The 26,247-nt window shown below is 70.1% G+C and carries 25 protein-coding genes and 2 tRNA genes; 16 read left to right on the top strand and 11 right to left on the bottom strand.

Translation table 11 applies throughout. The features are described 5' to 3' along the window. Positions 1–8: 8 nt before the first annotated feature. The 9 genes from ADL25_RS12200 (at position 9) to ADL25_RS12160 (ending at position 7,789) form a co-directional block, all read left to right on the top strand. The gene (locus ADL25_RS12200) at positions 9–701 is read left to right on the top strand and encodes a phosphonatase-like hydrolase (RefSeq protein ID WP_059127743.1); all 693 of its coding nucleotides are present in this window, start codon (positions 9–11) and stop codon (positions 699–701) included. Beyond that, positions 698–1,747, top strand: a complete 1,050-nt coding sequence (locus tag ADL25_RS12195) for an ABC transporter ATP-binding protein (RefSeq protein ID WP_059127708.1) — start codon at positions 698–700, stop codon at positions 1,745–1,747. Before ADL25_RS12200 ends, ADL25_RS12195 begins: the two co-directional genes overlap by 4 nt. After that, positions 1,740–2,558, top strand: coding sequence for a 2-aminoethylphosphonate ABC transporter permease subunit (locus ADL25_RS12190; protein ID WP_059127707.1), 819 nt, complete (start codon positions 1,740–1,742; stop codon positions 2,556–2,558). Before ADL25_RS12195 ends, ADL25_RS12190 begins: the two co-directional genes overlap by 8 nt. Then, a complete protein-coding gene (locus tag ADL25_RS12185; RefSeq protein WP_059127706.1) occupies positions 2,545–3,342 on the top strand; it encodes an ABC transporter permease in 798 nt (265 codons plus the stop codon). Before ADL25_RS12190 ends, ADL25_RS12185 begins: the two co-directional genes overlap by 14 nt. Before the next feature lie 50 nt (positions 3,343–3,392). Further along, entirely contained in the window at positions 3,393–4,454 is a 1,062-nt protein-coding gene (locus ADL25_RS12180) for a 2-aminoethylphosphonate ABC transporter substrate-binding protein (protein WP_059127705.1), read from the top strand. Between the two features lie 48 nt (positions 4,455–4,502). Continuing rightward, the gene (locus tag ADL25_RS12175; protein ID WP_059127704.1) at positions 4,503–5,282 is read left to right on the top strand and encodes an HAD-IIA family hydrolase; all 780 of its coding nucleotides are present in this window, start codon (positions 4,503–4,505) and stop codon (positions 5,280–5,282) included. Positions 5,283–5,381: 99 nt separating this feature from the next. Then, complete coding sequence (locus ADL25_RS12170) at positions 5,382–5,981, top strand: hypothetical protein (protein ID WP_059127703.1); 600 nt, start codon at positions 5,382–5,384, stop codon at positions 5,979–5,981. A gap of 3 nt (positions 5,982–5,984) precedes the next feature. Beyond that, positions 5,985–6,650, top strand: coding sequence for a class F sortase (locus ADL25_RS12165; RefSeq protein ID WP_059127702.1), 666 nt, complete (start codon positions 5,985–5,987; stop codon positions 6,648–6,650). Between the two features lie 116 nt (positions 6,651–6,766). Further along, on the top strand, positions 6,767–7,789 hold the full coding sequence (locus ADL25_RS12160; protein ID WP_059127701.1) for a glycoside hydrolase family 6 protein: 1,023 nt from the start codon (positions 6,767–6,769) through the stop codon (positions 7,787–7,789). Between the two features lie 61 nt (positions 7,790–7,850). Here the strand turns inward: ADL25_RS12160 and ADL25_RS12155 are convergent, their stop codons facing one another. The 4 genes from ADL25_RS12155 to ADL25_RS12140 all read right to left on the bottom strand — a co-directional run bounded on the left by ADL25_RS12155 (position 7,851) and on the right by ADL25_RS12140 (position 12,906). Then, positions 7,851–9,788, bottom strand: coding sequence for a galactose oxidase-like domain-containing protein (locus ADL25_RS12155; RefSeq protein ID WP_059127700.1), 1,938 nt, complete (start codon positions 9,786–9,788; stop codon positions 7,851–7,853). Then, the gene (locus tag ADL25_RS12150; RefSeq protein ID WP_059127699.1) at positions 9,785–11,728 is read right to left on the bottom strand and encodes a glycosyltransferase family 2 protein; all 1,944 of its coding nucleotides are present in this window, start codon (positions 11,726–11,728) and stop codon (positions 9,785–9,787) included. Before ADL25_RS12150 ends, ADL25_RS12155 begins: the two co-directional genes overlap by 4 nt. Before the next feature lie 304 nt (positions 11,729–12,032). Beyond that, positions 12,033–12,743 (bottom strand): FadR/GntR family transcriptional regulator, encoded by a 711-nt coding sequence (locus ADL25_RS12145; RefSeq protein ID WP_059127698.1) that lies wholly within the window; start codon positions 12,741–12,743, stop codon positions 12,033–12,035. 89 nt (positions 12,744–12,832) lie between these two features. Continuing rightward, positions 12,833–12,906 (bottom strand) — tRNA-Lys (locus ADL25_RS12140). A 224-nt stretch (positions 12,907–13,130) separates the two neighbouring features. On the opposite strand from ADL25_RS12140, the gene ADL25_RS12135 reads away from it, so the two are divergent. The 5 genes from ADL25_RS12135 (at position 13,131) to ADL25_RS12115 (ending at position 18,644) form a co-directional block, all read left to right on the top strand. After that, positions 13,131–14,306: a peptidoglycan-binding protein gene (locus ADL25_RS12135; protein WP_059127697.1), complete on the top strand. Its 1,176-nt coding sequence runs from the start codon at positions 13,131–13,133 to the stop codon at positions 14,304–14,306. A 93-nt stretch (positions 14,307–14,399) separates the two neighbouring features. Then, positions 14,400–15,545 (top strand): SPFH domain-containing protein, encoded by a 1,146-nt coding sequence (locus tag ADL25_RS12130; protein WP_059127696.1) that lies wholly within the window; start codon positions 14,400–14,402, stop codon positions 15,543–15,545. 118 nt (positions 15,546–15,663) lie between these two features. After that, positions 15,664–16,287, top strand: a complete 624-nt coding sequence (locus tag ADL25_RS12125) for a lytic polysaccharide monooxygenase auxiliary activity family 9 protein (RefSeq protein WP_059127695.1) — start codon at positions 15,664–15,666, stop codon at positions 16,285–16,287. A 128-nt stretch (positions 16,288–16,415) separates the two neighbouring features. After that, positions 16,416–16,883, top strand: coding sequence for a DUF3592 domain-containing protein (locus tag ADL25_RS12120; protein ID WP_059127694.1), 468 nt, complete (start codon positions 16,416–16,418; stop codon positions 16,881–16,883). A gap of 69 nt (positions 16,884–16,952) precedes the next feature. Beyond that, positions 16,953–18,644, top strand: coding sequence for an AMP-binding protein (locus tag ADL25_RS12115; protein WP_079050304.1), 1,692 nt, complete (start codon positions 16,953–16,955; stop codon positions 18,642–18,644). A 43-nt stretch (positions 18,645–18,687) separates the two neighbouring features. Here ADL25_RS12115 and ADL25_RS12110 read toward each other — a convergent pair. From ADL25_RS12110 to ADL25_RS12080, 7 genes are all read right to left on the bottom strand, one after another. Beyond that, positions 18,688–18,761, bottom strand: a tRNA-Lys gene (locus tag ADL25_RS12110). Between the two features lie 78 nt (positions 18,762–18,839). Next, a complete protein-coding gene (locus ADL25_RS12105; RefSeq protein WP_059127693.1) occupies positions 18,840–19,598 on the bottom strand; it encodes an IclR family transcriptional regulator in 759 nt (252 codons plus the stop codon). A 202-nt stretch (positions 19,599–19,800) separates the two neighbouring features. After that, complete coding sequence (gene ehuA / locus ADL25_RS12100) at positions 19,801–20,577, bottom strand: ectoine/hydroxyectoine ABC transporter ATP-binding protein EhuA (RefSeq protein ID WP_059127692.1); 777 nt, start codon at positions 20,575–20,577, stop codon at positions 19,801–19,803. Between the two features lie 10 nt (positions 20,578–20,587). Next, on the bottom strand, positions 20,588–21,238 hold the full coding sequence (ehuD, locus tag ADL25_RS12095; RefSeq protein WP_059127691.1) for an ectoine/hydroxyectoine ABC transporter permease subunit EhuD: 651 nt from the start codon (positions 21,236–21,238) through the stop codon (positions 20,588–20,590). Beyond that, the gene (ehuC, locus tag ADL25_RS12090; protein ID WP_059127690.1) at positions 21,235–21,945 is read right to left on the bottom strand and encodes an ectoine/hydroxyectoine ABC transporter permease subunit EhuC; all 711 of its coding nucleotides are present in this window, start codon (positions 21,943–21,945) and stop codon (positions 21,235–21,237) included. The genes ehuD and ehuC overlap by 4 nt, the downstream gene beginning before the upstream one ends. Then, positions 21,942–22,847 (bottom strand): ectoine/hydroxyectoine ABC transporter substrate-binding protein EhuB, encoded by a 906-nt coding sequence (gene ehuB, locus ADL25_RS12085; RefSeq protein ID WP_059127689.1) that lies wholly within the window; start codon positions 22,845–22,847, stop codon positions 21,942–21,944. Before ehuB ends, ehuC begins: the two co-directional genes overlap by 4 nt. Positions 22,848–22,982: 135 nt before the next feature. Continuing rightward, the gene (locus tag ADL25_RS12080) at positions 22,983–23,945 is read right to left on the bottom strand and encodes a D-2-hydroxyacid dehydrogenase (RefSeq protein WP_059127688.1); all 963 of its coding nucleotides are present in this window, start codon (positions 23,943–23,945) and stop codon (positions 22,983–22,985) included. Between the two features lie 359 nt (positions 23,946–24,304). On the opposite strand from ADL25_RS12080, the gene ADL25_RS12075 reads away from it, so the two are divergent. Together ADL25_RS12075 and ADL25_RS12070 are read left to right on the top strand one after the other, a co-directional pair. Continuing rightward, entirely contained in the window at positions 24,305–25,036 is a 732-nt protein-coding gene (locus tag ADL25_RS12075; protein WP_059127687.1) for a decarboxylase, read from the top strand. 90 nt (positions 25,037–25,126) lie between these two features. After that, positions 25,127–26,209 (top strand): LLM class flavin-dependent oxidoreductase, encoded by a 1,083-nt coding sequence (locus ADL25_RS12070; RefSeq protein WP_181923059.1) that lies wholly within the window; start codon positions 25,127–25,129, stop codon positions 26,207–26,209. The last annotated feature ends 38 nt before the right edge of the window (positions 26,210–26,247 follow it).

The following is a 26,247-nucleotide window of genomic DNA, read 5'->3' as shown; positions in this document are numbered from 1 at the left end:
ACCACCTCATGACCGACATACGTCTTGTCGTCCTGGACATGGCCGGCACCACCGTCGCCGACGGCGGACTCGTCGAACAGGCCTTCGCCGCTGCCGCCGCCGAGCTGGGTGTGGAGCCGGGCTCCGCCGACCACGCGGAGAAGGTGGCCTACGTCCGGGCCACCATGGGCGAGTCGAAGATCTCCGTCTTCCGGCATCTGTTCGGCGAGGAGTCCCTCGCCCGCCGGGCCAACTCCGCCTTCGAGAAGGCCTACGGCGAACTGGTCGACGACGGCCACGTCCACGAGATCCCGGGCGCCCGCGCCGCCGTCGAGGAACTGATGGCCGACGGGCGGACCGTCGTGCTCACCACCGGATTCGCCCGCGTCACCCAGGACGCGATCCTCGACGCCCTCGGGTGGCGGGGGCTGGTCCCGCTCACCCTGTGCCCGGCCGACGCGGGAGGCCGCGGGCGGCCGTACCCCGACATGGCGCTCGAGGCCTTCCTGCGCACCGGGGCGGCCGAGGACGTGCGGCAGATCGCGGTGGCCGGTGACACCTCGTACGACATGCTCAGCGGCGTCCGGGCCGGGGCGGGCCTGGTGGCCGGGGTACTCACCGGCGCCCACGACCGCGACGCGCTGCAGGCCGCCGGGGCCACCCACGTGCTCGCCTCCGTGACCGGCCTCCCCTCCCTGCTGAGGGGGGCCGAGGAGGAATGACCGGCATACGCTTCGAGAGGGTGTCGGTCGCGTACGACGGGACCACCGTGCTCGACGCGCTCGACCTCACCGTCGAACCGGGCGAGGTGATGGCGCTGCTCGGCCCGTCCGGATCCGGGAAGACGACCGCGCTGCGGGCCGTCGCCGGATTCGTTCGCCCGGCCTCGGGACGCGTGTTCCTCGGTGGCCGGGACGTCACCGGGCTGCCGCCCCACCGGCGCGGCATCGGAATGGTCGTCCAGCAGTACGCGCTCTTTCCGCACATGCGGGTCGCGGACAACGTCGCGTTCGGCCTCAGAGCGCAGAAGGTGCCCCGGCGGGAGATCCCCGCACGGGTCGCCGAGGCCCTGGAGATGACCGGGATGGGGGAGTACGGGCGCCGTTATCCGCGCGAGCTCTCCGGCGGCCAGCAGCAGCGGGTCGCCATCGCCCGCGCGCTCGCCGTACGCCCCGGCGTGCTCCTCCTCGACGAGCCGCTGTCCGCCCTGGACGCCCGGCTGCGCTCCGGCATGCTGGCCGAACTGGCTCGGCTGCACCGGGAGTTGCCGGACGTGACGATCCTGTACGTCACGCACGACCAGGTCGAGGCGCTGACGCTGGCCGACCGCATCGCGGTGATGGACCGGGCGCGGTTGCAGGACGTCGGCACGCCACGCGAGCTGTACCGGGCGCCGCGCACCGAGTTCACGGCGTCCTTCGTGGGCAACGCGAACCTGCTGCCGGTGACCGTCGGGTCGACGGGCGTCGCCTTCGACGGGGTCGAGCTGCAGGTGGACACACAGGGGGTGGCGAAGGGTGCCGCGGCGACCCTGTGCGTCAGGCCGCACCTCGTCGGGCTCGGACCCGGCCCCAACCGGCTGGCCGGGGTCGTGGGCGAGATCCAGTGGCGCGGGGCCACCCACCGTCTGTACGTGGACGTGGGCGGCCACCGGGTCATGGCCGACGTGCGCGAGCTGCGGCGCCCGCCGGCGCCCGGCGAGGCGGTGGAGATGCATTTCGCCCCCGAGGACGCGGTGCTGCTGGCCGCTGGGGTCAGCCGTGACTAGGCGCCTGACGTGGGCGCTGCCTCCCGCGCTCCTGCTCGCCGCCGCGTTCCTCTATCCGCTCGCCCTCGTCGTCCGGCAGTCCTTCCGGCCCGACACCGGCGGCACCTCCCTCCAGCCGTACACCGATGTCCTCGGCTCCGTCGCGTTCCGTGAGGCCCTGTGGACCACGGTCTGGCTGGCGCTCGCCGCCACCGCCTGCTGCCTTGTCCTCGGGTTCTTCCTGGCGCTGGTCATCGCCTTCGTTCCGTTCCCCGGCGCGAAGGCCGTCGCGCGGTTCGTCGACGTGTTCCTGTCCTTCCCCTCCTTCCTCATCACGCTCGCCCTCCTCTTCCTGTACGGCACCGTGGGCATGGCCAACGGACTGTGGACCGAGGTGACCGGCGCGGCGTCCGGACCCTTCCGGTTCCTCACCACTCCCTGGGGCATCCTCCTCGCGGAGGTCACCTACTTCACGCCCTTCGTGATGCGCCCCCTGCTGGCCGCCTTCTCCCAGCTCGACACCGCGCAGGTGGAGGTCGCCGCGTCACTCGGCGCGCGGCCCGGGCAGATCGTGGGGCGGGTGATCCTCCCGGAGGCGCTGCCCGCGCTCGCCGCCGGCGGAGGCCTCGTCCTGGTGCTGTGCCTGAACGAGTTCGGCATCGTGCTGTTCACCGGGGCCAAGGGCGTCACCACCCTGCCGATGCTCGTCTACAGCAAGGCGATCCTGGAGTCCGAGTACCCGGGCGCCTGTGTGGTCGCCGTCGTCAACGTCCTCGTCTCCGTGGGCCTGTACGGCCTCTACCGGGTGGTGAGCCGCCGTGCTGGTGCATAGCCGCACCGGGAAGTGGACCCTGTGGGTGCTCTTCCTCCTCCTCTTCCTCCCCCTGTTCGCCCTGCCCCTGCTCGTCATCCTCGCGGCCTCGTTCGCCGGGCACTGGTCGGGCGTGCTTCCCTCCGATTTCACGACCGCCCACTACACCGCCGCCACCAGCGGCGAATCGCTCCAGGCGCTGATCACCAGCCTGGTCACCGCGGTGACCGCGAGCCTGCTCGCGCTCGCCGTGGGTACCTGGGGCGCGCTCGGCGCGCATGCTCTGCCCCGGCCCCTGCGCCGGGTGCTGGACGCCCTGTTCGTACTGCCCGTCGCCGTGCCCTCGGTCGTGGTCGGGCTCGCGGTCCTCGTCGCCTTCTCTCAGCCCCCCGTGCTGCTCAACGGCACCCGGTGGATCGTGATTCTCGCCCACACCGTGCTCGTCACGGCCTTCGCCTACCAGTCCGTCTCCGCGGCCGTACTCCGCCTCGACCCCGCCTACGAGCAGGCCGCGGCCTCGCTCGGCGCCCGGCCCGCATACGTCCTGTGGCGGGTACGGCTGCCACTGCTGCTGCCGTCCCTCACGGCCGCCGCGGGTCTCTGCTTCGCCCTGTCCATGGGCGAGTTGAGCGCCACGATGATGCTCTATCCGCCTGACTGGGTCCCGTTGCCGGTACAGATCTACGCCGCCACCGACCGGGGCTCGCTGTTCACCGGATCGGCCCTTGCGGTCGTCCTCATGGCGGCCACCCTGCTCGTCCTGTTCGCCGTGGCACGTATCCGCACCCGGGCCTCCTACCGCTGACCGTCCCGACCACCCGAATCACCCTTTTCCCGCAAGGAGTTCATCTCGCCATGCCCACGAACACCGCCAAGCCGATCGCCGCCGTCCTCGGCAGCCTGGTCCTCGCCGGATCCCTCACCGCCTGCGGAGGCGACTCCTCCGCTGCCGACGCCAAGACCGTCACCGTCTACAGCGCGGACGGCCTCAAGGGCGAGAACGGCGACGGCTGGTACGACCGTGTCTTCAAGGACTTCGAGAAGCAGACCGGAATCAAGGTCGAGTACGTCGAGGGCGGCTCGGGCGAGGTGGTCCAGCGCGCCCTGCGCGAGCGGAGCAACCCCCAGGCCGATGTGATCGTCACGCTGCCCCCCTTCATCCAGCAGGCCGACGACAAGGGACTCCTGGCGAAGTACGCGCCCCAGGGCTCCGACCAGGTCTCCGGTGCCGACAAGGCGGAGGACGGCACCTGGACCTCCGTCGTCAACAACTACTTCGGGTTCGTCTACAACAAGAAGGAGCTGAAGCAGGCCCCCACCACCTGGGAGGAACTGCTGGACGCCAAGTACAAGGAGAAGCTCCAGTACTCCACCCCGGGTGTCGCCGGTGACGGAACCGCCGTGCTGGTCAAGGCGATGCACGACTTCGGCGGCAAGCAGGCTGCGCTCGACTACCTGAAGAAGCTCCAGGCCAACAACGTCGGCCCGTCGGCCTCCACGGGCAAGCTCGCGCCCAAGGTCGACAAGGGCGAACTCCTCGTCGCCAACGGTGACGTCCAGATGAACTTCGCCCAGTCCAAGTCCATGCCGAACCTCGGCATCTGGTTCCCGGCCACCCAGGGCGGCAAGGCGACCACCTTCGCGCTGCCGTACGCGGCCGGCCTCATCGGCAAGGCCCCGCACAGCGAGAACGGCAAGAAGCTCCTCGACTACATGCTCGGCCAGACGGCGCAGCAACAGGTCAGCGAGATCGGCGGCGGCTTCAGCGCCCGCACGGACGTCAAGACCACCGACGCCAACGCCATCGCCCTCACCAAACTGATGGACGGCGTCGACGTCTTCGAGCCGGACTGGTCCGACATCGACAAGAACCTTCAGTCCTACGTCGACGACTGGAAATCCGCCACGAACAGCTGATCGCTACGCTGGGACTCACGCAGCGAGACGTACGGCAGGAGATCGCAGATGGCAGAGCGCAAGCCCATCGAGTCATGGCTCACCGACATGGACGGTGTGCTCATTCACGAGGGTGTTCCGATCCCCGGTGCCGACGCGTTCCTCAAGAAGCTGCGTGAGTCCGGCAAGCCCTTCCTGGTCCTGACCAACAACTCGATCTACACCCCGCGCGATCTGCACGCCCGCCTGAGCCGCATGGGTCTCGAGGTACCGGTGGCGAACATCTGGACCTCGGCGCTGGCCACCGCCCAGTTCCTGGACGACCAGCGCCCCGGCGGCTCGGCCTACGTGATCGGGGAGGCCGGGCTGACCACGGCGCTGCACGACATCGGCTATGTCCTGACCGACCAGGACCCGGACTACGTCGTGCTCGGCGAGACCCGAACCTACTCCTTCGAGGCCATGACCACGGCGGTGCGGCTGATCAAGAACGGGGCGCGGTTCATCGGCACCAACCCCGACGAGACCGGCCCCTCGCCCGCGGGCCCGCTGCCCGCCACCGGCGCCGTCGCCGCGCTGATCACCAAGGCGAGCGGCAAGAAGCCGTACTTCGCGGGCAAGCCGAACCCGCTCATGATGCGGACCGGCCTGAACACACTCGGGGCCCACTCCGAGACCAGCGCGATGATCGGCGACCGCATGGACACCGACGTACTGGCCGGTATGGAGGCTGGAATGCAGACGTTCCTGGTGCTCACCGGACTGACCACGCGGGAGCAGATCGACAGGTTCCCCTTCCGTCCCTCCCATGTCGTGGACTCCATCGCGGACCTGGTCGACATCGTCTGACCGGCACCGGGGCCGACCCTCCAACGGAGTAGTGGCGGGCCCCGTCCGGATGCGCCCGAGTGCCCGACGAGAGAACCTCCTGGTATCGGGAGGTTCACGATGGGCTCACTACGGCTCACTCTCTGTGCGGTGGTCGCCGTCGCGGCCGCCCTTGCGCCCACGGCGCACGCGGCGGACGAGCAGGGTGTCTGGCTGACCCCTGCGATCCCCACGCCCGGTACCGACGTCAGGCTGTCCGTGCGGGGCTGTGCCGGTACGTCGGGCACCGCGGTGTCCGACGCCTTCGTCGCGGACACACGGCTCGTCGGTGAGGACGGCACGCTGACCGGCGACACCCGCATCCGCTCCTCGTCGACCGTGGGCCCTCACGCCGTCACCGTCGACTGCGACGGCCAGGAGATCAAGGGCATGATCACCGTGGCCGGGCCGTCGGCGCCCCCGTCGCCGGCCGCCACGGCCGCCCCGAGCGCGAGCGTGAGCGCCCAGGCGTTCCCCACCACCACGGCCACGCCGTCCGCGCCCTCCTCGCCCACCGCGCCGGTCCAGGCGGGCGGCGGCGGCACCTCGAACGCCTCCCCCTCGGACGCCCGGGTCGCGGCACCCGGCACCTGGCATGCGGTCTTCGGGCTCCTTCTTGCGGGCGTCGCGTTCGCCGCAGTCGTCGCCCGGGGTGTCCGCCGCAGTCGCGACACGGAGTGAAGCATGGCCAGAGACGAACGATCCTGCGGCACCGGACGACTGCTGATGGGGCTCGCCTGGGTGGTCCTGCTGCTCGGGCTGTGGCAGTGGGGGAGTGAGATCACCGATGTGCGCCAGGGGATCTCCGCGCCCATGACCGGCGACATGGCCGCCGTAGGACGTCCCCCGCAGACCGAACTGCCGTCTGCCGCCACACCGTTGAGTCAGGCGGCACCGCTGCGCGTCGACATCCCCGACATAGGGGTGCAGGCGCCGGTCGTGCCGCGGGGCCTGGACGGGCGGGGAGCGGTGGATCCGCCGTCCTACGACCAGCCGGGCGCGGTCGGGTGGTACCAGGCGGGAGTGGCACCGGGGGTCGCCGGGACCGCGCTGTTCGTCGGGCATGTGGACACCGAGAGCAAACCGGCGGTGTTCCACCGGCTGAGCGGTCTGCGGCCGGGCGCGGTGGTGCGCGTGGCCCGTGACGACGGCCGGGTCGCCCGGTTCACCGTGGAGGACGTCAAGGTCCTTGCCCGCGACACCTTCGACGCCCGGCAGGCGTACGGCCCGCGGGAGCCGGGACGGGCCGAACTCCGGCTGATCACCTGTGGCGGGAGCTACGACCGGGCGAGGCACACCTACTCGGCGAACGTGGTGGTGTCGGCGTATCTGACGGGCGTGGGCCGGTGACGCGGCCACAGGTCTCGGGCAACAGCCGCGCGATCTCATGGGCGGGACGCGACGGGTATGTCAGGATTGGGGGGTAAGGCGGAACGCCCAAAGTGGTACACCCAAGGGGGAGTTGGATGTACGGGACGAGGGGTGGGGGGCCGCGGGCCGCGGCGGCGGCGGCGGTGGGGGCCGCGCTGCTGCTGGCCGGGTGTTCCTCCGCCGGGAACGGGGAGGACCGCAAAGAGCGCCCGAGCGGGACCGTCACCCAGCAACCGAAGGCTTCGGACCCGTTCTGGGTCAACCCGGAAGGGAACGCGGCCCGGCAGGTCGCCGCGTACGAGAAGGCCGGCAGGGCGGCCGAGGCGGACCGGATAAGAAGGATCGCCGAGCAGCCGACGGGGGAGTGGATCGGCCCGGAGAACCCGGCGCAGGAGGCGCGGGGGTTCACCGAGGCCGCGGCGAGGGCGGACCGTACGGCACTCCTGGTCCTCTACAACATCCCGCACCGCGACTGCGGCCAGTTCTCGCAGGGCGGCGCGGCCGACGGCGGCGCGTACCGGGCGTGGATCGACGGCGTGGCCCGCGGGATCGGGGACCGGCGGGCGATGGTGGTCCTGGAGCCGGACGCGGTGCTGCACATGGTGGACGGCTGCACCCCGGCCGAGTTCCACGAGGAGCGGTACGACCTGCTCAAGGGGGCGATCACCACGCTCAAGGCGCTGAAGAACGCCAAGGTGTACCTGGACGCGGGCAACGCGGGCTGGCAGCACGCCGACCGGATCTTCGAGCCCCTCCAGCGGGCGGGTGTCGAGCAGGCGGACGGCTTCGCGGTGAACGTCTCCAACTTCTACTCGACACAGGATTCGACCGGGTACGGCAAGCAGTTGTCGGCGAGGATCGGCGGCAAGCCGTTCGTGATCGACACCAGCCGCAACGGCAACGGTCCCTACACGGGCGGGGATCCACAGGAGCGGTGGTGCAATCCGCCGGGCCGCGCCCTGGGCGAGGCCCCGACGACCGACACGGCTGACCCGCTGGTGGACGCCTACCTGTGGGTGAAGCGTCCGGGCGAGTCGGACGGCACGTGCAAGGGCGGCCCGAAGGCCGGGCAGTGGTGGCCGTCCTACGCGCTCGACCTCACCGACGGCGGCTCGTAGAGCCTGTGCGGAGCCGGGGGCGCCCTCCGCCGGACGCAGGGCGCCCCCGAGCACGGGACGGCTACGGCACCTTGACCCACTGCGCGGTCGACGGCGTCCCCTGGTCGTCGTCGGCGAACAGCATGTACCAGCCCGACTGGACGAGGTTGCGGTTCTTCGGGACCGTGACCGTGATCTTGTCCCCGGACGTCGTGAAGTCCAGCGCGATCGAGCGCTGGTCCACGTCCGTGACATGTGTGGAGGCGCTGGGCCTGATGAGCCGGACCTTCCTGATCGTCGGGGCGTGCTGCGAGGTGAAGGTGCCCGACGCGCCGCGTGCGATGGTCTGCGGTCCGCCCGAGAGGGAAGGCCGCGAGTCGCGGTACAGATACGGCGGCGTGTAGATCTCGATGCGCTGTTCGAATACACCGGGTTTGGTGTCGGCCTTGTCGGCGTAGAGCGAGTCCGAGCCGAAGAACATCACGCGGCCGTCGGGCAGCAGGATCGAGCCCGAGTGGTAGTTGCGGCCCACCAGCGGATCGGCCACCCGCTGGAACGTGTTGGTGTCCGGGTGGTAGATCCGCGCCTGGAGGATGTTCGACTCGCCGCGGCCCCGGTAGTCCTCCGAGCCGCCCGACACCAGCACGGTGTCGTCGGGCAGGACCGAGGACTGCGGATAGCGGGTGCCCTTCTCCAGGGCGGGTCCGTCGACGAAGCGGGGGGCGGCCGACTTGAGGTCGATCAGCCGGGTCCTGTTGGTGGACAGCTCGGACTCGCCCACCCCGCCGCCGCCGATGACCATGTACGTCTCGTCCTGGGCAGGCGGCAGCAGTACGGTGCCGGACGTCTCCATCATCCCGGGGGCGCTCAGCCCGGGCAGTTCGGTGAAGCTGTTGGTGTCCACGTCCCAGATGCCGGGGTCACGGCCCACGTCGTCCGGGCCGTATCCCGCGTTCGAACCCGAGTAGAAGAGCTTGCCGTTCTCCATCAGGAAGAGTGCGGGATAGGTCGGGAACTGGCGGATCTTCGAGGTGTACGTCCACTTCCCGGTCTTCGGATCGAAGACCTCGTTCTTGCCCGGGACGAGCTGCCCGATGTCGTCGAGCCCGGAGACGCTGAGGATCCTGCCGTCGCTCAGGGTGGTGAGCGTGGGGTACCAGCGGGCCTCCTTCATCGGGTCGACCTTGATGTACTTCTCGGCGACCGGATCGAACTCGTAGGCGTCACGGATGCCCTGGAAGTCCTTCTTGTCGAGGCCGAGCTTCTGCGCGATGCCATAGGTGTTGCGCGCGTCGGAGCCGGTCAGGCCCTTGACGCGGTAGTTGTCCTGGGTGCCGGTCTCGTACCGGGAGCCGCTCTTCTGGGCCTCGACGTAGATACGGCCGAGCCCCGGGTCGTTGCGCAGGAAGCGTCCGGTCTTCTTGTCGAAGACCTTCTTGGCCCGCGGCACCAGGACGGGGTCCTTGGAGAGGAAGGTCTTGCCGTTCGCCTTGCCGGTGAACGTGGTGCCCGCGGGCAGCGTGATCGGCTTGTCCGGATTCTCGTTGTGCACGATCATCAGGCCGCCGGCCTTGGTGACGTCCCCCTTCAGTTTCTCGTAGCGCTTGGTGCCGCCCGCGATCAGGATCCTGCCGTCCGCCAGCTGCGTGTGGCCGGTGCAGAACAGGTCGTTCGGCGTCGGGATCTTCTTGATCGTGCCCTTCACGGGGTCCCAGAGACGGCTGTCGAACTGCTTCTTGTCGAAGTTGTCCTGGTTGTTGCCCGAGCCGGCGATCAGCAGCACCTTCCCCGTGTGCAGCAGCACGGCGTGGATGGTGTCCTGCCGGTACTCCTCGGGGAACTCGACGATCTGCCAGTAGCCGTTCCGGGCTTTGTACTCGGGCTTGTTGATCGTGTAGTCGTGGTACCGCTCCGACCCGAAGCGGTACAGCCACGGTCCGTTCATTCCGCCCAGTGCGATGACCACCGCCGTGCCGATCGCGAGACGACGAACACGACGGTGACCGGCCGGGTCATTCATTTCTTGTGTCCCCCGAGAGCGATCTGCATGGTCTGGTCATGGCCCGGGTGGCCGCTCCACGCGGTGCGCGGCGCCGGTGCGTGGGCCCCGGCGGGCTGCCCGGGAGTCACCACGGTGTCCTGCGGTTCCTCGGCGATCACCCGCCTCCGCCGCTCCTGACGCAGGGTCCAGCGCCACACGAAGACCGGGGACGCGGTGATCAGCAGAGCGATCGAGGCCCAGACGAGCATCGCGGGGTGGGCGTGGCCGAGGACGAAGCCGGCGACGATCGAGCCGCCGAAGACCAGAATGAAGAACAGATGGATCCGGAAGGTCCCGAAAAGCGTGTCGGGACTCGCCGAATCGCCCTTGGGGGTCACCACGAACCGGCTCTTGCGGCGCAGCACTGCGTCCAGCAACGAGCGGGCGTAGACCGGTGCGGACAGCGCGGACATCACCATGCCGGCCACGCCTCCGGAGCCCTCCGGCTCGTGCGGCGAGACGTTGTGCCGGCGGTTCCAGACGTACAGGCCGATCTGCAGCGCCGACGCATTGCCGTACAGCATCAGCCACACCGTCGGGTCGATGTTCACACCCGAGGCGCCCAGCCCCAGGAACAGCGCACAACTGAGCGCCGCGAGGATCCAGTTGAGGGCCGACATCGGATAGAAGACGATCATCATCGTGTAGTTGAAGAGCTTGCCCGGCGGCAGTGAGAAGAAGCCCTTCCAATACTGCTTGAGGATCGTCTCGTACGTACCCCGCGACCAGCGCAGCTGCTGGGTGAAGAAGTCCGTCCAGGCGCCGGGGCCCTCACCGACGGCGAGCACGTCGGGGGTGTAGACCGACCTCCACTTTCTCCCGGTGGCCGGGTTCCTGTGGCGGTGGATCTCGAAGCCGGTCGCCATGTCCTCGGTGATCGAGTCGTACAGGCCGCCGACCTGCTTGAGCGCCGAGATCCGCACGGCGTTGGACGTGCCGACGAACATCGGGGAGCCGTAGCGGTTGCCGGCCCGCTGGATCAGGGCGTGGAAGAGGAACTGCTGCGACTCGGCGGCCTTGGTGACGAAGGTGTCGTAGTTGCCGTACACCTGCGGGCCGATGACGAAGCCCACGTCCGGGTCGCGGAAGAAGCCCAGCATCCGCTCCAGGTAGTTGGGCAGCGGAACGTGGTCGGTGTCGACGGAGGCGAAGAAGTCGTAGTCGTCGCCGTGCGCCTGGAGCCAGGCGTTGTAGTTGCCGTGCTTGGTCCGGGCGCGGTGCGGGCCCTTGGGCCGGTTCCACTCGGGGACGTCCTTGCGGGTGAAGTGGTGCACGCCCAGACGCTCACAGACCGCCTTCACCCCGGGATCGTCGCCCTCGTCGAGCAGCCATATGTGCAAAAGCCCCCGGTGGCGCAGTCGTACGGCCGCCTCCAGGGTCTTCGTCACCATCGACAGGGGTTCCTTGCCGGGGACGTACGTGGTGAGGAAGGCGACTCTCGTGCCGGTCTGCGGCACCACCGGGACGGGGTCGCGGGCGACCAGCGTTGCATGCGCGTTCGACAGTACGGTCATGCAGCGGAAGAACTCGATCAGGCCGATCGAGACGAGCATCACCACGTCGAGGGCGGGCAGGAAGTCGTAGGCCGGGTACTGGCGCTCGGTCCAGTGCTTGGGCTGGAGCAGCCAGGCCAGCAGGAGCAGTGACAGCAGGGGCGCCGCGCACAGCATCAGGGCGGCGCGGACACGGTGCGGCTCCTGGGAGAGCAGTGAGCGGTAGCGGACCCTGTACGGCTTGGACGGGTCCGGGTGGGTGAGTGGTCCCGCGAGCCGGCTGTAGTGTTCGTAGTCGTATCTCGGCAGTGCCCTCCGGCTCCGATGATCGGTGCCGGTGTGCCCCGTCCGGTGTGATGGCAGTCTCGACCGGGTCGTTTCTGACGGGTCGAAGTTCTGCCGGGCGCCCGTCGGCGTCGACGTCATGAGTCATCCCCCCGCACGCACGGCTGCGTGTCTGTGTGGTTGTTTCGCCCGCGTCAGGTCCCCCTAGACCATGACGGGCGTCAGTGACTGGTCGCCGCCACCGCGTCACCTGCACGCTGCGGACACGGGAACGCGACCTCCCGCCTGCGTGAACGCCCCCCTCGGCATCCCCTCGGCCGGGCCACCCTCCCCGAGCGGCACAACCGGCCAATTACCCCCAACTGCCGTGCATCGGCAGTCCCTTGGAGCCCAGGGTTCTATGGCTTCCGGCATGATCGCAAGAGCGAAACGCGGTGTTTACCGCTCATACCGGCTCAATGGGACGCTTGTTGGAATCCAGTGGGGCAGTCGAGGTCGCACGTGTACGGATGTTGAGGAAGTGGTGCCTTATGGCCGCCTCCGCTCGCACGGCATCACCGGACCGCACGGCGTCGACGATCTCCCGGTGCTGCCGGCAGGTGACCTTCGGGTCCTGGGGCACCTCGGCCAGGTCGGTGCGGACGCGGTGGAACGCGTCCCAGAACGCCTCCAGTACTTCGCTCAGGAGTACGTTTCCCAGCCCCCGGTAGAGCGTGGCGTGAAAGGCGCGGTCGGTCTCCGTGAGGCCGGCGCCCCGTGCGGCCTCCTCTTCCATACGATCGACGAGCGAGTCCAGTTCGGCGAGGTCCCGCTCCGGCAGCAGGCCCGCCAGGCGGGAGATCAGCCCCGTCTCCACCGCCTCGCGCAGTTCGAGAAGCTCCAGCAGGCTGTCCTCGCCGCGGTGGTGCCCGGCGACCGTGCGGAAGGCGAGGCCCTCGACCATGGGGGCCAGGGACATCGGGCCGACATAGGTTCCGAAGCCGTGCCGGATCTCGACGATGCCCATCGCCTGGAGCGCCTTGAGGGCCTCGCGCACGGAGTTCCGGCTGGCGCCGAGCAGTGTCATCAGCTCGGGCTCGGTCGGCAGCACGGCGCCCGAGGGCAGCCGACGCTCGATGATGAGCCTCTTGATCCGCTCCTGCAGGTCCCGCGCCATGGCCAGAGGGTATCCGGCCAATCGGTGCGGGCCCCGGGTGCGGGCGGACACAAAAGGCCTCCCGCTCATGCGAGAGGCCTTCCCGGTCGTGCGCCGCCAGGGACTCGAACCCCGGACCCGCTGATTAAGAGTCAGCTGCTCTAACCAACTGAGCTAGCGGCGCCTGTCGACCCGGAGAACTTTACCCGACACCTGAGGGTGCCCCCGGCCACGGACACCGCATGGCCGCGCCCGTCCGGCGGCGCCTCGTACCCCCGGAGGAACGGCACACGTACATCATTCGGGCCGTCACCACACGATTCCGGTACACAGTTGGGGAAAGTGACGTACATGCAGAAAACAGGACATATCATTCCGGGTGTGGACAGGGAGTGTGAAGGGCGTCGCATGGAGACTCCGGAGTTCGAGGAATTCGCCCCCAGGGCCGGCTGCGCGTGTGCGGGCTGCGTCCACTGGCGCCGTGCCGTCTCCGCATCCTCCCGCTCCGGACGCACCGGCCGTCTGACGGCCCGTAAGGCCGTCGCGCTTGCCGCAGTCGCCGGTGCGACCCTCGCCGCGGGCCAGGCGATGCCCGCGGCCGCCGCCGCCCAGGCTCCGCTCCGCCCGAGTGTCCCGAGGGGTGACCAGCCACCGGACACCCCGCAGGGCCGGACGGCTCCACTGCACGGCAGTGCCGGGGCATCGGCCCCCGACCTGGCCCCCGCGACGACCCGTGCCCAGATCATCAACCGGGCCAAGGTGTGGGTCGCGGCCAAGGTCCCGTACAGCATGGACGACTACTGGTCGGACGGTTACCGGCAGGACTGCTCGGGATACGTCTCGATGGCCTGGAACCTCGGCAGCAACGAATGGACGGGCAGTCTGGACAAGTTCGGCGTCCGGATCTCCAAGGCGCAGCTGCAGCCCGGCGACATCCTGCTGTTCCACAACGCGGCCAACCCGGAGCGCGGCTCACACGTCGTCATCTTCGGCGGCTGGACGGACTCCACGCACAAGAGGTACACGGCCTACGAGGAGACCCCGCCGAGGGCGCGGAAGCTGGCCACCCCGTACGCGTACTGGACCAATTCCAGCCGCTATGTGCCCTACCGCTACAAGAACCTGAGCGACGGCAAGGCCGGTGTGGAGAGCAAGGGCGAGCAGCCGTCGGCGACCGACGGTGTTCCCGGCCTGCCCGGCGACTCGGGCGGCGCCGTCGCCGGTCCGGGCGCCGTCGCGCTGCCCGGTTCCTCGGCCTGGCCCCTGACGCAGAAGAACGGCGGGGGCGTGGCCGCGGCCGGTTCCGCCCTGGCCGTCGGGTCGCGATCCGTCCCCCCGGGCGGGGCGCCCGACTTTCCGGGCCCGGGCGTGTTCCGTCCGGGCGCGGACAACCCGCACATCACCCGGCTGGGTCGCCGGCTGATCGAGAAGGGATTCGGCAAGCACTACACCGAAGGACCCGGGCCGCGCTGGGGCGAGATGGACCGGCGCAGCGTGGAGGCGTTCCAGCGTGCCCAGGGCTGGCGCGGTGGTGCGGCCGACGGCTTTCCCGGGCCGGAGACCTGGCGGCGCCTGTTCTCCTGACTCTTCTCCCGCATTGTTCCCGATCCCCTCTCCCGGTCCGTAACCCGACGCACCGAGCACGACGACTGCCGGCGCGGAGGCATGGAGGCACGCATGAACACGAAGACACCGCAGAATCCGGAGCCCGAAGGGGCGCCGGAGGAGGCCGACACTCCGCCCGCCCGGCTCATCCAGAGCGAGTCGACCACCGACATCCCCGTCCACCTGCTGTTCCGGGAGGACTCCGACATCGGCGCGCCGACCGTCCCCCCTGCGGTGGTGGGGCGGCGGCTCGGTACCGGCGAACAGCCGCGGGTGCGTCCGCCCGCTCCGCCGCGCCGTCAGCCGCCCGACGTCGACCCCCAACTCGTCGAGCGGCCCGCACGGGTGCTGCCCGGGCTGCTGGGCGTGCTGGTCGGACTCTGCGGAGCGGTCGGCAGCGGGGTCATCTCGTGGTGGGCGGGCTTCGTGTCGCCGTCCGCCGTGCGCCTGCTGGAGTTGCCTCCATCGGCGTCCACGGGCCTGGGGCTGCCACAGGTGGCGGCGTACATCGGTGCGGGTCTGCTCTTCCTCCTCGGCTTCGGCGGACTCATGCGGGGGCAGACCGGGGGCGCCTGGGTGCTCAGCGTGTTCGGGCGCTACCGGGGCACCATCCGCCGCACCGGGCTGGTGTGGGTCAACCCGCTGGTGCTGCGCCGGCGGGCCGACGTACGGCTGCGGCACTGGCGCAGCGAGCCGATGGCGGCGGTCGACGCCAACGGGCTCGCGCTGCAGGTGGTGGTGCTGGTGACCTGGCGGGTCAGCGACACCGCGCGGGCCGTGCTCGGCATCGACGACCACGAGACCTATCTGCGGGAGTGCGTCGAGTCCGCGCTGGCGCGGGTGCTGCCCCAGGTGCCGGCCGACCTGCCCGGGACGACGGCCGTCGTGAGCCTGCGCAACGTCGAGGCGGTCGGGGACGCGCTCAGCCGGTTGGTGGCCGCTGAGGTGGAGCCGGTCGGCCTGGAGGTGTTCGCGGTGCAGCCGACCCGGATCGAGTACGCCCCCGAGGTCGCGGCGCGGATGCAGCGCCGCCGTATCGCCGCGCTCGACGCCGAACACCGCGACACGGTGCTCAGCTCGCTCGTGGACTCGGTGGAGGACACGGTGATCCGGCTGACCACGCGGGGCCTGGTCGAGCTCGACGACTACGAGCGCAAGGCGCTGGTGAAGGACCTGACCGTGGCCTTCTACACGGGGCGCACGGGTGACGGGGCGTGAAAGGGAGTTGAATTGGTATGGACATGTTCAACTTCCGGTAATACTGTGAGACTTGGTCTAGACCTGAACGCTGCGCGCACGGCTCAAGGAACTCCCCACATCCTCCAGGAGCGGCAGCATGCGCATCCGTACGACCAGGAAGGCGAAGTGGTACGCGGCCGTGCTCGGCCTCGCCACCGCGGGCACGTTCGTGCTCTCCACGGGCGGTGCCAGCGCCCACGGTTACACCGACCAGCCGCTCAGCCGGCAGAAGATGTGCGCCGCGAACGGCGGCACCGTCTCCGGCTGCGGCGACATCCAGTGGGAGCCGCAGAGTGTCGAGGGCCCCAAGGGCTTCCCGGCCGCGGGGCCCGGCGACGGGCAGATCTGTTCGGCCAACCACACCAACTTCGGCGCGCTCGACCAGCCCAGGACGCCTTCGGGCACCGCCTGGCCGACGACCAAGGTGACGGGCGGGCAGAGCTACACCTTCCGCTGGCAGTTCACCGCCTCGCACTCGACGACCGACTTCAAGTACTACGTCACCAAACAGGGCTGGAACCAGAACCACGCCCTGACAAGGGCCGATCTCAACACCACCCCGTTCCTGACGGTCCCGTACAACGGTCAGCGTCCGCCGTCCACGCTCAGCCACGCCGGCACGCTGCCGACCGGGCTGAGCGGGCACCACGTCATCCTCGGGGTGTGGACGATCGCGGACACCGCCAACGCGTTCTACTCGTGCGCTGACGTCACGTTCTGACCGGTACTGCCTCCCGGCTCGCTTTCTGAGCCTTCCTTGAGGAGCACCGGCACTCCGGGCGGGTACGTTCCACGCACGTCGACATGACCATGCGGCGTGCGTGGAGTCGTACTCAACTCGGGGGAGTCATGGACTACTTGTTCTACGTGGTGCCCGGCCTCATCATGATCGGGGCGCTGGCCCAGGCGGTGGCGGTGGTCCGCCGCTCGCTGCGGTTGCGCAGCAACTGGAACAGCGGCCTGACCGCCGAGGCACGCTGTCTGCGGACGTACACGACGACCAGCGGGGGCGGAGAGACCTCCGTGAGCACCACGCTGCACCATGTGTACGAGTTCGCCACCCGTGAGGGCCGTACCGTGCGCTTCGAGGAGGCGGGCGGCCCGCGGACCACGGTCGAGGGCGACATCGTCCCGGTGCACTACACGGCAGCCCACCCCGAACGCGCCACCGCGCACGCCCCGGGCCGGGGCAGGGTCCTGGCGGGCGCCGTGGGCATACTGGTGTTCCTCTCGGTGATCGTCGCGTTCTGTGTCGGCTTCATGGTGACCTACGCCGAGGTCTTCGCCGCGGACGGTCCGTTCGCGGGCATGCCGTAGGGAGGCCCCGCTCCCGGCCGGTCCCACGGGTCTCCCCATCTGACGGCATGTCAGTTAATCTGCGCGCCCATGGAATCCACGAGGGGTACCGTCGCGGAACTGGTCATGCAGGGGTGGAACGACCACCGGACGGGACTGTGGTTCGAGGGGCGGTCGCTCACCCGGCACGAGGTGGCCGCGGGGGCCGCGGCCAGGGCGGCGCTGTTCACCGATCTGCTCGAGCCGGGGGACCGGCCGCACCTCGGGGTGCTGCGCCACAACACACCCGAGTACCCGCTGTGGCTGAGCGCGGCGGCCCTCGCCGGTGCGGCCGTCGCCGGGATCAACCCCACCCGCGGAGGGGCGGAGTGGGCCCGCGACCTGCTGCACACCGAGTGCCGCGTCCTGGTCACCGAACAGGCCTTCCGCCCCCTGCTGGACAGGCTCGACCTGCCCGGCGTCCGGGTGCTCGTGACCGACACGGACGACTGCGCGGACCTCCTCGCCGGGTACGAGGGGGCCGAGCCGGACGACCGGGCCACCCCCGCCGACCGCCTCCTGTTGTACTTCACCTCCGGTTCCACCGGCGCACCCAAGGCCGCGATCTGCACCCAGGGGCGGCTCGCGGCAGCCGGCCGCTCCCTGGTCCGTCACCTCGGGCTCGGCGCCGACGACGTCCACTACATCTGCATGCCGATGTTCCACGGCAACGCGGTGATCGCCGACTGGGCACCCGCGCTCGTCTCGGGCGCCGCGATCGCGCTCAGGCGGCGCTTCTCGGCCTCGGGATTCCTGGAGGACGTGCGTGCCTGCGGGGCCACGTACTTCACCTATGTCGGACGTGCCGTGAGTTGCGTCCTGGCGACGAAGGAGCGGCCCGACGACCGGGACAACCCCCCTGCGGCTGGGCTTCGGCACGGAGGCCGGCGTGGTGGACGCCGCCGCCTTCGAGCGGCGCTTCGGGGCGCGGCTCGTGGAGGGTTACGGCTCGTCGGAGGGCGGCGCGCCGTGCAGCGGACGGCGGGGACACCGGCCGGTGCGATCGGCAGGGCTGCGCCGGGCGACGACCTCGCCGTCGTCGATCCCGTCACGCGCGAGGAGTGCCCGCCCGCGGTCATCACCGGGGACGGCCGGCTGATGAACGGCAACGATGCCATAGGGGAACTGGTCAATCGCGGGCCCCATCACTTCGAGGGGTACTGGCGCAACCCGGCCGCGGACACCGCACGCCGCCGCGAGGGCTGGTACTGGACGGGTGACCTCTTCTACCGGGACGCGGACGGGTTCCTGTACTTCGCCGGCCGGACCGACGACCGGCTCCGCGTCGACAGCGAGAACCTGGCCGCCGCGATGATCGAGGGCATCCTCGCCCGGTATCGGGGCGCGCTGTCCGTGGCGGTGTACGCGGTGCCGGACCCGGTGGCGGGGGACCAGGTGATGGCGGTGATGGCGTTGGACGACGCCGCGTCCTTCGATCCGGGCGTCTTCGCCGCGTTCCTCGCAGCCCAGCCGGATCTGGGGACGAAGATGGCGCCCCCCTTCGTGCGGCTGGTGGAGGTGATGCCGGTCACCGCCACCAACAAGATCCACCGGGTGGGGCTGCGACGGGAGGGATTCCGGTGCGCGGATCCGGTGTGGTGGAGGCCGCCGGGGGAGTCCGGCTACCGGCGCCTCACCGACGAGGACGTGGCCGGGCTCGTGGCGGAGTACCGGGCCCGGGGGCGGGAGGAGCTGCTGCCGCCGGCTGTCGTGCGTCCCGCTGTGAGGGATCGGCGTCCGTGACACGAGAAGAGGCCCCCCGCTTTCGCGAGGAGCCTCTCGTCCGTGCGCCGCCAGGGACTCGAACCCCGGACCCGCTGATTAAGAGTCAGCTGCTCTAACCAACTGAGCTAGCGGCGCAGACTCTGTCGCGTTTCGCTTCGGCGTCCGGCGACAAAAGAAATACTACCTGGTCCGCCGGGGTGCTTGTGACCACCCTCAGATCGCGAGCGACAGCAGGACCGGGGCCGCGCCCTTGTTCAGTCGGTCCGCTGCCTGCCGCAGCCGGTGAGCGTGCTCCACCGGCAGGGACAGGGCCAGACAGCCGACCGCGGAGCCCGCGGTGATCGGGACGGCGGCGCAGACCGTGCCCACCGCGTACTCCTGCAGATCAAGGACCGGGACCGTCGGTGGATGGGCGTCGAGGCGGGACAGCAGCAGCTTCTCGCTGGTGATCGTCCGCGAGGTGAGCCGGGCCATCTTGTGCCGGGCGAGGTGGTCCCGGCGGCCGTTGACGTCCAGCTGACCGAGCAGGCTCTTGCCGACCGCGCTGGCGTGGGCCGAGGAGCGGAAGTCCACCCACTCGTGCACCGCCGGTGTCGCCGGACTCTCGGCGCACTGGGTGACGAGCACCTCGCCGTCGACGTAGCGGCTCATGTAGATCGCGGCGCCCACCGACTCGCGCAGATCGTCGAGCGTGTGCTGGAGTTTCTCGCGCAGTGCCTGCTCGCGGTCGTGGGCGGAGCCGAGACGGCTCAGGGCGGTGCCGGTCACGTATGCGCCGTCGGCGGTCTGCTCGACGTACCCCTCCCGGCGCAGCATCCGCAGGAGCGAGGTCAGCCGGTGGGTGCCGAAACCGGTCCGGCGGGCGAGCTCGGTGTCGGTGACGCCGGCGGGGCGCCCCGCCACCGTCTCGAGGACGCGCAGTGCGTCCTGGGCCGAGTGGTACGGAGCGGTCGGCTCATGGGTCAGCGCCACGGTCTCCCCCTGCGCTTCTTGGGCCGTACTCGGGACAGCTTGGCTGCCTCCACGATAAGGCTCAAGAGCTCGCCGGGGGGTGGGAGTTGACGAACTTCGTGGCGTGATTCGGCCCCCTCAGCAGGGGCCCATCACGCTGGCATATGCCATGGTCATGAACCGACCGCCCGTGCCGGACGGCGCCGCGATCCGCTTCCCGACGTCACAGCACCGCGCTGAGGAATTCCCGGGTTCGCGGCTGCTCCGGCTCGCTGAAGATCTTCTCCGGCGCGCCCGCCTCGATGACCTGGCCGGAATCAAACATCAGGACCCGGTCGGAGATGTCGCGGGCGAAGTTCATCTCGTGGGTCACACAGAGCATGGTGATGTCCGTGGAGTGAGCGATGTCACGGAGGACGTCGAGCACACCGGCGACCAGTTCCGGATCGAGCGCGGACGTCACCTCGTCGAGCAGCAGCACCTGGGGGCGCATCGCCAGGGCCCGGGCTATCGCCACCCGCTGCTGCTGCCCGCCCGAGAGCTGGCTCGGGTACTTGTCGAGGTGGTCGCCGAGCCCGACCAGGTCGAGCAACTCGCGTGCCCGCTGCTCGGCCTCGTCCTTCGACATGCCGAGGACGGTGACCGGCGCCTCGGTGATGTTCCGCAGCACCCTCATGTTCGGGAACAGATTGAACTGCTGGAACACCATGCCGATGCTCTTGCGGATCTCGCGGACCTGCTTCCCGTCGGCCGGGAAGAGCTTCTGCCCGGCGACCGTGATCGTGCCCTCGTCGGGCTTCGTCAGGGTCATCAGCATCCGCAGGATGGTGGTCTTGCCCGAGCCCGAGGGGCCGATCAGGGTGACGTGCTTGCCCGCGTCGACCGTGAAGTCGAGCCGGTCGAGCACCGTGTGGTCGCCGAAGCGCTTGGTCACCTTGTCCAGCCGGATCAGCTCGCCGGTGGCCGCCTGAGGGTTGGCGTGGGCGTCGGGTTCTTTCATGAGAGGGGTGTCAGCGGACAAGGCGTCGCTCCAGGGCTCGCAGGAGGAGGGAGGCGGGATAGGAGATGAGGACGAAGGCCACACCGATGACCGTGAGCGGCTCGGTGAACTGGAAGTGCTGCTGGGAGAAGAGGCGCGCCTCACCGAGCATGTCGAGGACGGTGATCGCCATCAGCATCGGCGTGTCCTTGAGCATCGAGATCACGTAGTTGCCGAGGGCGGGCACGACCCGGCGGATCGCCTGCGGGAGGATCACAGCCGTCCAGGTGCGGCGCATCGGCAGGCTCAGCGCGGTGGCGGCCTCCCACTGGCCGGCCGGAACCGCCTCGATGCCGGCGCGGTAGACCTGCATCGTGTAGGTGGAGTAGTGCAGTCCGATCGCGACCACGCCGGTGGTCAGCGCGGAGAAGGCGAGTCCCCACTCGGGCAGCACGTAGAAGAGGAAGAACAGCTGGACCAGCAGCGGCGTGTCACGGATGAACTCGGTCACGACCCCCACCGGCCAGCGCACCCACCGGGTCGGCGTGCGCATCAGCAGCGCCCACACGAGACCGAGGACGAAGGCGATCAGCGAACCGAGGACCAGCGCCTGGAGGGTGACGAGCAAGCCGTCCCAGAAGTGCGGCAGGAAATCGCGGACGGCACCCCAGTCCCACTTCACGAGACACCACCTCCGACCGTCGTCGTCTCGGACCGCCGTACGGAGACGGCAGGCTCAGGCGCCTTGCCGACCCCGGCCTTGAGCCGGTTCTCCAGCCCGCGCATCAGCCGGGTGAGAAGGAAGGCGATCACGAAGTAGATGAGCAGGATGTACGTGTAGATCTGTGCGCTCTCCTGCAGTGCGAGTCGTACCAGGTTGCCGCTGAAGGCCAGGTCGCCCATGCCCATGACGGAGACCAGGGCGGTGCCCTTGAGCAGTTCGACCAGAAGGTTGGAGAACGGCGGGATCATCTCGGGCACGGCCTGCGGCAGCAGGATCTTCCGCATCCGCTGCCACGGCGTGAAGCTCAGTGCTATCCCGCCCTCGCGTTGTGCGGGGTCGACGGAGTTGAGGGCGCCGCGCACGATCTCGGCACCGTAGGCCCCGTACGTCAGGCCCAGGGCGAGTGTGCCCGCCCACAGGGGCACCAGCTGCCAGCCGAAGGCGAGCGGCAGTACGAAGAACACCCAGAAGATCATGATCAGGGCCGAGGTCCCGCGGAACACCTCGGTGTAGAAGCCGGCGAGGAATCGGACGATCCAGAGCCGGTGGGTGCGTGCGATGCCCACCGTGAAGGACACGGCCGTCGCGAGCGCCGCGCTGAGCACGAGCAGCTGGACCGTGGTCCATATGCCCTTCAGTACGAGCTCCCAGAGTCCCGAGGTCATCCGCCGCACAGCTCCTTCGCGGTCATGTCCGTCATCTCGGCCTTGCTGAAGCCGAACGGACGCAGGACGCGGAAGAGCTCGCCGCTCGCCTTCATCTTCTTCAGCTCGGCGTTGAAGGCGTCCCGCAGCCCCGTCTCGGTGGGCCGGAACGCGAAGCCGCCGCCGTCGACGTGCGGTTTGCCCTTCACCAGCGGCGCGAAGGGCCTGGTGGCCTCGGTCTTGGGGGAGTTCTTGACGACCTCACGGACGGTGAGCGCGGTGCCCGCGAACACGTCGACCCGGCCGGCCTCGACGGCGTTCAGCCCGGCGACCTGATCGGGGACGATCAGTATCTCGCTCTCCTTGTAGCCGGCCTCGACGGCGTACTGGATCTCCGCGTATCCGGTCCCGGTGGCGAATTTCGCCTTCTTCGCGACGACGTCCTTGTACGAGTGCAGGCCCTTGGGGTTTCCCTTGCGCACGATGAAGGAGTCGAGCATCTGGTAGTCCGGATCGGCGAAGATGACCTGCTGGCAGCGCTCGGGATTGATGTACATCCCGGCGGAGACGACGTCGAACTGCTGTGAGTTCAGCCCGGGGATGAGGGAGCCGAACTCGGTCGGCACGGGCTGTACGCGGTCGACGCCGAGGCGTTTGAAGATGACCTTCGCCAGCTCCGGGGCCTCGCCGGTGAGGTTTCCGTTCTTGTCGATGTAACCGAAGGGGATCTCGCCGGCGATGCCGAGGCGAACGACGCCCTGGGCCTTGAGCCGGCTGAGCAGATCTCCGCCGCGCGTCGTCGACGCCGTTGCCACACGGCTGCAGCCGGCGGCGCCCAGCGCGCCGACTGCGGCGAGGCCGGCGAGCAGTGACCGTCTGGTGGTTCCGGGTTTTTCTGCGTCATTCGTCCGTGGTGGAGCCATGGGCGCGCGGCTACCCGGGACCATGCGATGTATTCAGGCCGATTTTCGGCCCCGCGCCCGAGCGGTGGTGTGCACGAGGGCCGTGTCCCCGCTCCGCCGCGGCGCTGACCGGCCACGACTGCACTCGGTGTGCACTCAGTGACCGGGCACGTATCCACGTTTCTTGTCGACCACGTTCACAAGCGGTTTCCCCGCCTCCCAGCGCTCGTACAGCCCGACGAACTGTGCGCCCAGTTCGTCGCGCCAGCCGACCGTGTCGCCGCTCATGTGCGGGGAGACGAGCAGCCCCGGCACGTGCCACAGCGGACTGTCGGGGGCCAGCGGCTCGTTCTGGAAGACATCCAGTGCCGCGCCCGCGATCCATCGTTTGGTCAGTGCCTCGGTGAGCGCCCCCTCGACCACGAGGCCCCCGCGTCCCACGTTGACGAAGCGGGCCGAAGGCTGCATGACGCCGAAGCGGCGTGCGTCGAACATGCCCTGCGTCTGCTCGGTGAGCGGCGCCGCCGCGACGACCCAGTCGGCACGGGCCATCAGGCGGTCGAGGTCGGCCGGGCCGTGGATCCCGGTACGCGGGACGCGGCCCACGATCGACGTCGTGACCTCGAGGGCCTTGAGCGTGCGGGCGATCGTCCGCCCGATCGGTCCGGAGCCGACCACACAGGCGCGCGTGCCCGCGACCCGTGTCGTCTCACGGTGCCGCCACCGGCGTTCCCGTTGCAGGTCCCACGTCCGGGGCAGGTCCTTGGCCATCGCGAGGACGAGCGCGGCCACGTACTCGGCGACGGGCCGCTCGAAGACGCCGCGCGCGTTCGTCACCACCGCGTCGGACGCGGCGAGTTCGGGGCACAGCAGATGGTCCACGCCCGCACTCGCGGCGTGCACCCAGCGCGGCCGCGGGCCCTCACCGGGCCAGGCGTCGCGCACGGCACGCGAGGTGAAGTCCCAGACCAGCAGCACATCGGCGTACGGCAGCCGCCGGGCGAGGGCCGAGTCGTCCACGTGCTCGATCCGCACCCGTCCGGTCAGCCGACCGAGCCGGGGCAACGGCTCGGCGTCCAGGACGAGCAACGTGGGACGGCCGGGCGGGCGGGCGGTCATTCGGGAACCGTGCCTCCGTTCGGCGGAGACGGCCGGGGGCGGCCGGGCGGGCGTCCGACATGCGCGGATGGAACACGGTCGCACCCGGAGCGACGGCCGTCAATCGCTCGGGACGCCCCGGCAACCGCCGTGCGGGCGTTACTCGGCGCGTGGTTCGGGAAGGCGTCCCAGCACGCCGGGACGGACGTCGTCTCCGCCAAGCAGGTGACGGGGGCGGGCGGCTCAGCGTCACCTGGGTACCCGGGCGGCGCGTCCCCATCAGGCTCTGCTGGGGGGACGCCTCCCACGCCCCGGAGGCGGTGGGAGGGACAGGCAGCACACCAGGGTCCCGCACTGCCGGAAGAACAGGAAGGTTGGGCATGACCGCACTCGGATTCCTCTACCCGGGCCATTACGCCGAGGACGACTACCCCCGGATCGAGCAGCTTCTGGCCAGCGACATCCGTGTCGACCTCGTGCACACCGACGCGGGGGAGGGCGCTCACCGCGTGGACACGCTCCGCCGGATCGGCTCGCCGCAGCTGCTCGCGGCGGGCGTCGAGGAGCTGCGGCTCTCCGGCGCCGAGGCGGTGGTGTGGGCGTCCACCAGCGGGAGTTTTGTGCTCGGCTGGGAGGGCGCCCACGAGCAGGTGCGCACCCTCGCGCGCACGGCCGGCATGCCGGCCTCCGCCACCTCGTTCGCCTTCGTGCACGCGGCCCGGGAGATCAAGGCGCGGCGGGTGGCCGTCGCGGCGCCGTATCCCGCCGACGTGACGGACCTGTTCGCCGCGTTCCTGCGGGCCGCGGAGGTGGAGGTGGTGTCCGTCCACTCCGCCGGGGCGGCCACCGCGGGGGAGGTGGCGCTCTGGAGCGCGAAGGAGGTGAGCGCGCTCGCGCACGAGGCGGACCACCCCGACGCCGAGGCGATCCTGCTGCCCGACACGGCACTGCACACCGTCGCGCACCTGGCGGCTCTGGAGAAGGAGCTGGCGAAGCCGGTCCTCACGGCGAACCAGGTCACGGTGTGGGAGGCCCTGCGCCTGGTGGACCGCCGTGTGAACGCCCCCGGCCTCGGGACCCTGTTCACCAGGGAGCCGATCGTCCAGGTGTGATCGCCCGGTCCGGGCCGACGGGCCGGGAATAACCGGGGACTGCCTCCTGTTGTGCGTGGGAGTCGCGACACACACGCAGGAGGCAGTTCGGTGGACGAGATCCGAGCCACGGCACAGGGCACCGCGCCCGTACCCCTGTCCGTACTTGACCTGGTCACGGTCGGTGCGGGCGGTACCGCCACCGACGCCCTCCGTACCAGCGTGGACCTCTCGCGTCTCGCGGAGTCCCGCGGCTATCACCGCTTCTGGGTCGCCGAGCACCACTCGATGCCGGGCGTGGCGTCCTCCTCGCCCGCCGTGATCCTCGCCCACCTCGCCGCCCGCACCGAGCGCATCCGGCTCGGCTCGGGCGGAGTGATGCTGCCCAACCACGCCCCGCTCGTCATCGCGGAGCAGTTCGGCACGCTGGAGGCCCTGGCTCCCGGCCGTGTCGATCTGGGCCTCGGCCGCGCTCCGGGCACCGACGGCGCCACGGCCGCCGCACTGCGCCGCACCGACCGGCTGAACGAGGGCGCGGACGACTTTCCCCAGCAGCTCGCCGAGTTGACCCGGTTCCTCGACGACGACTTCCCGGACGGTCACCCCTACTCCCGTATCCACGCGGTCCCGGGCCCCGTCCAGTCCACCTCACCGGGTGGCGTCCAGTCCCCGCACCGGCCGCCGATCTGGCTGCTGGGCTCCTCCGGTTTCAGCGCCCGCCTGGCCGGCATGCTCGGCCTGCCCTTCGCCTTCGCCCACCACTTCTCGGCGCAGAACACCGTCCCGGCGCTCGATCTGTACCGCGAGTCCTTCCGGCCGTCCGCGGTGCTCGAGGCCCCGTACGCCCTGATCGGTGTCGCCGCGCTCGCCACCGACGAGGAGAAGGAGGCCCGCCGCCAGGTGAGGGCCGCCGCCCTGAACATGCTCAGGCTGCGCATGGGCCGCCCGGGTCTCGTCCCCACTCCGGAGGAGGCGGAGACCTACGAGTTCGGTCCGCTGGAGCAGGAGTTCTTCGAGTCCTGGACGGCGAACGTCATCCACGGCACGGCGGACGAGGTCCGCGCGGGCCTGGACGACCTCCAGAAGCGCACCGGCGCCGACGAGCTGATGCTCACGTCCAACGCCCACGGCGGCGACGTACGTGTGCGCTCCTACGAGCTGATCGCGGACGCCTACGGTCTGCCGACCGTCTGAGGCCGCCCTCACCCGGGAGGACCGCCCGGCGCCGGCGC

The sequence above is a fragment of the Streptomyces sp. NRRL F-5122 genome, from assembly GCF_001507435.1.
Classification (GTDB): domain Bacteria; phylum Actinomycetota; class Actinomycetes; order Streptomycetales; family Streptomycetaceae; genus Streptomyces; species Streptomyces lannensis.
This window is presented reverse-complemented; position numbering and strand designations above follow the sequence as displayed.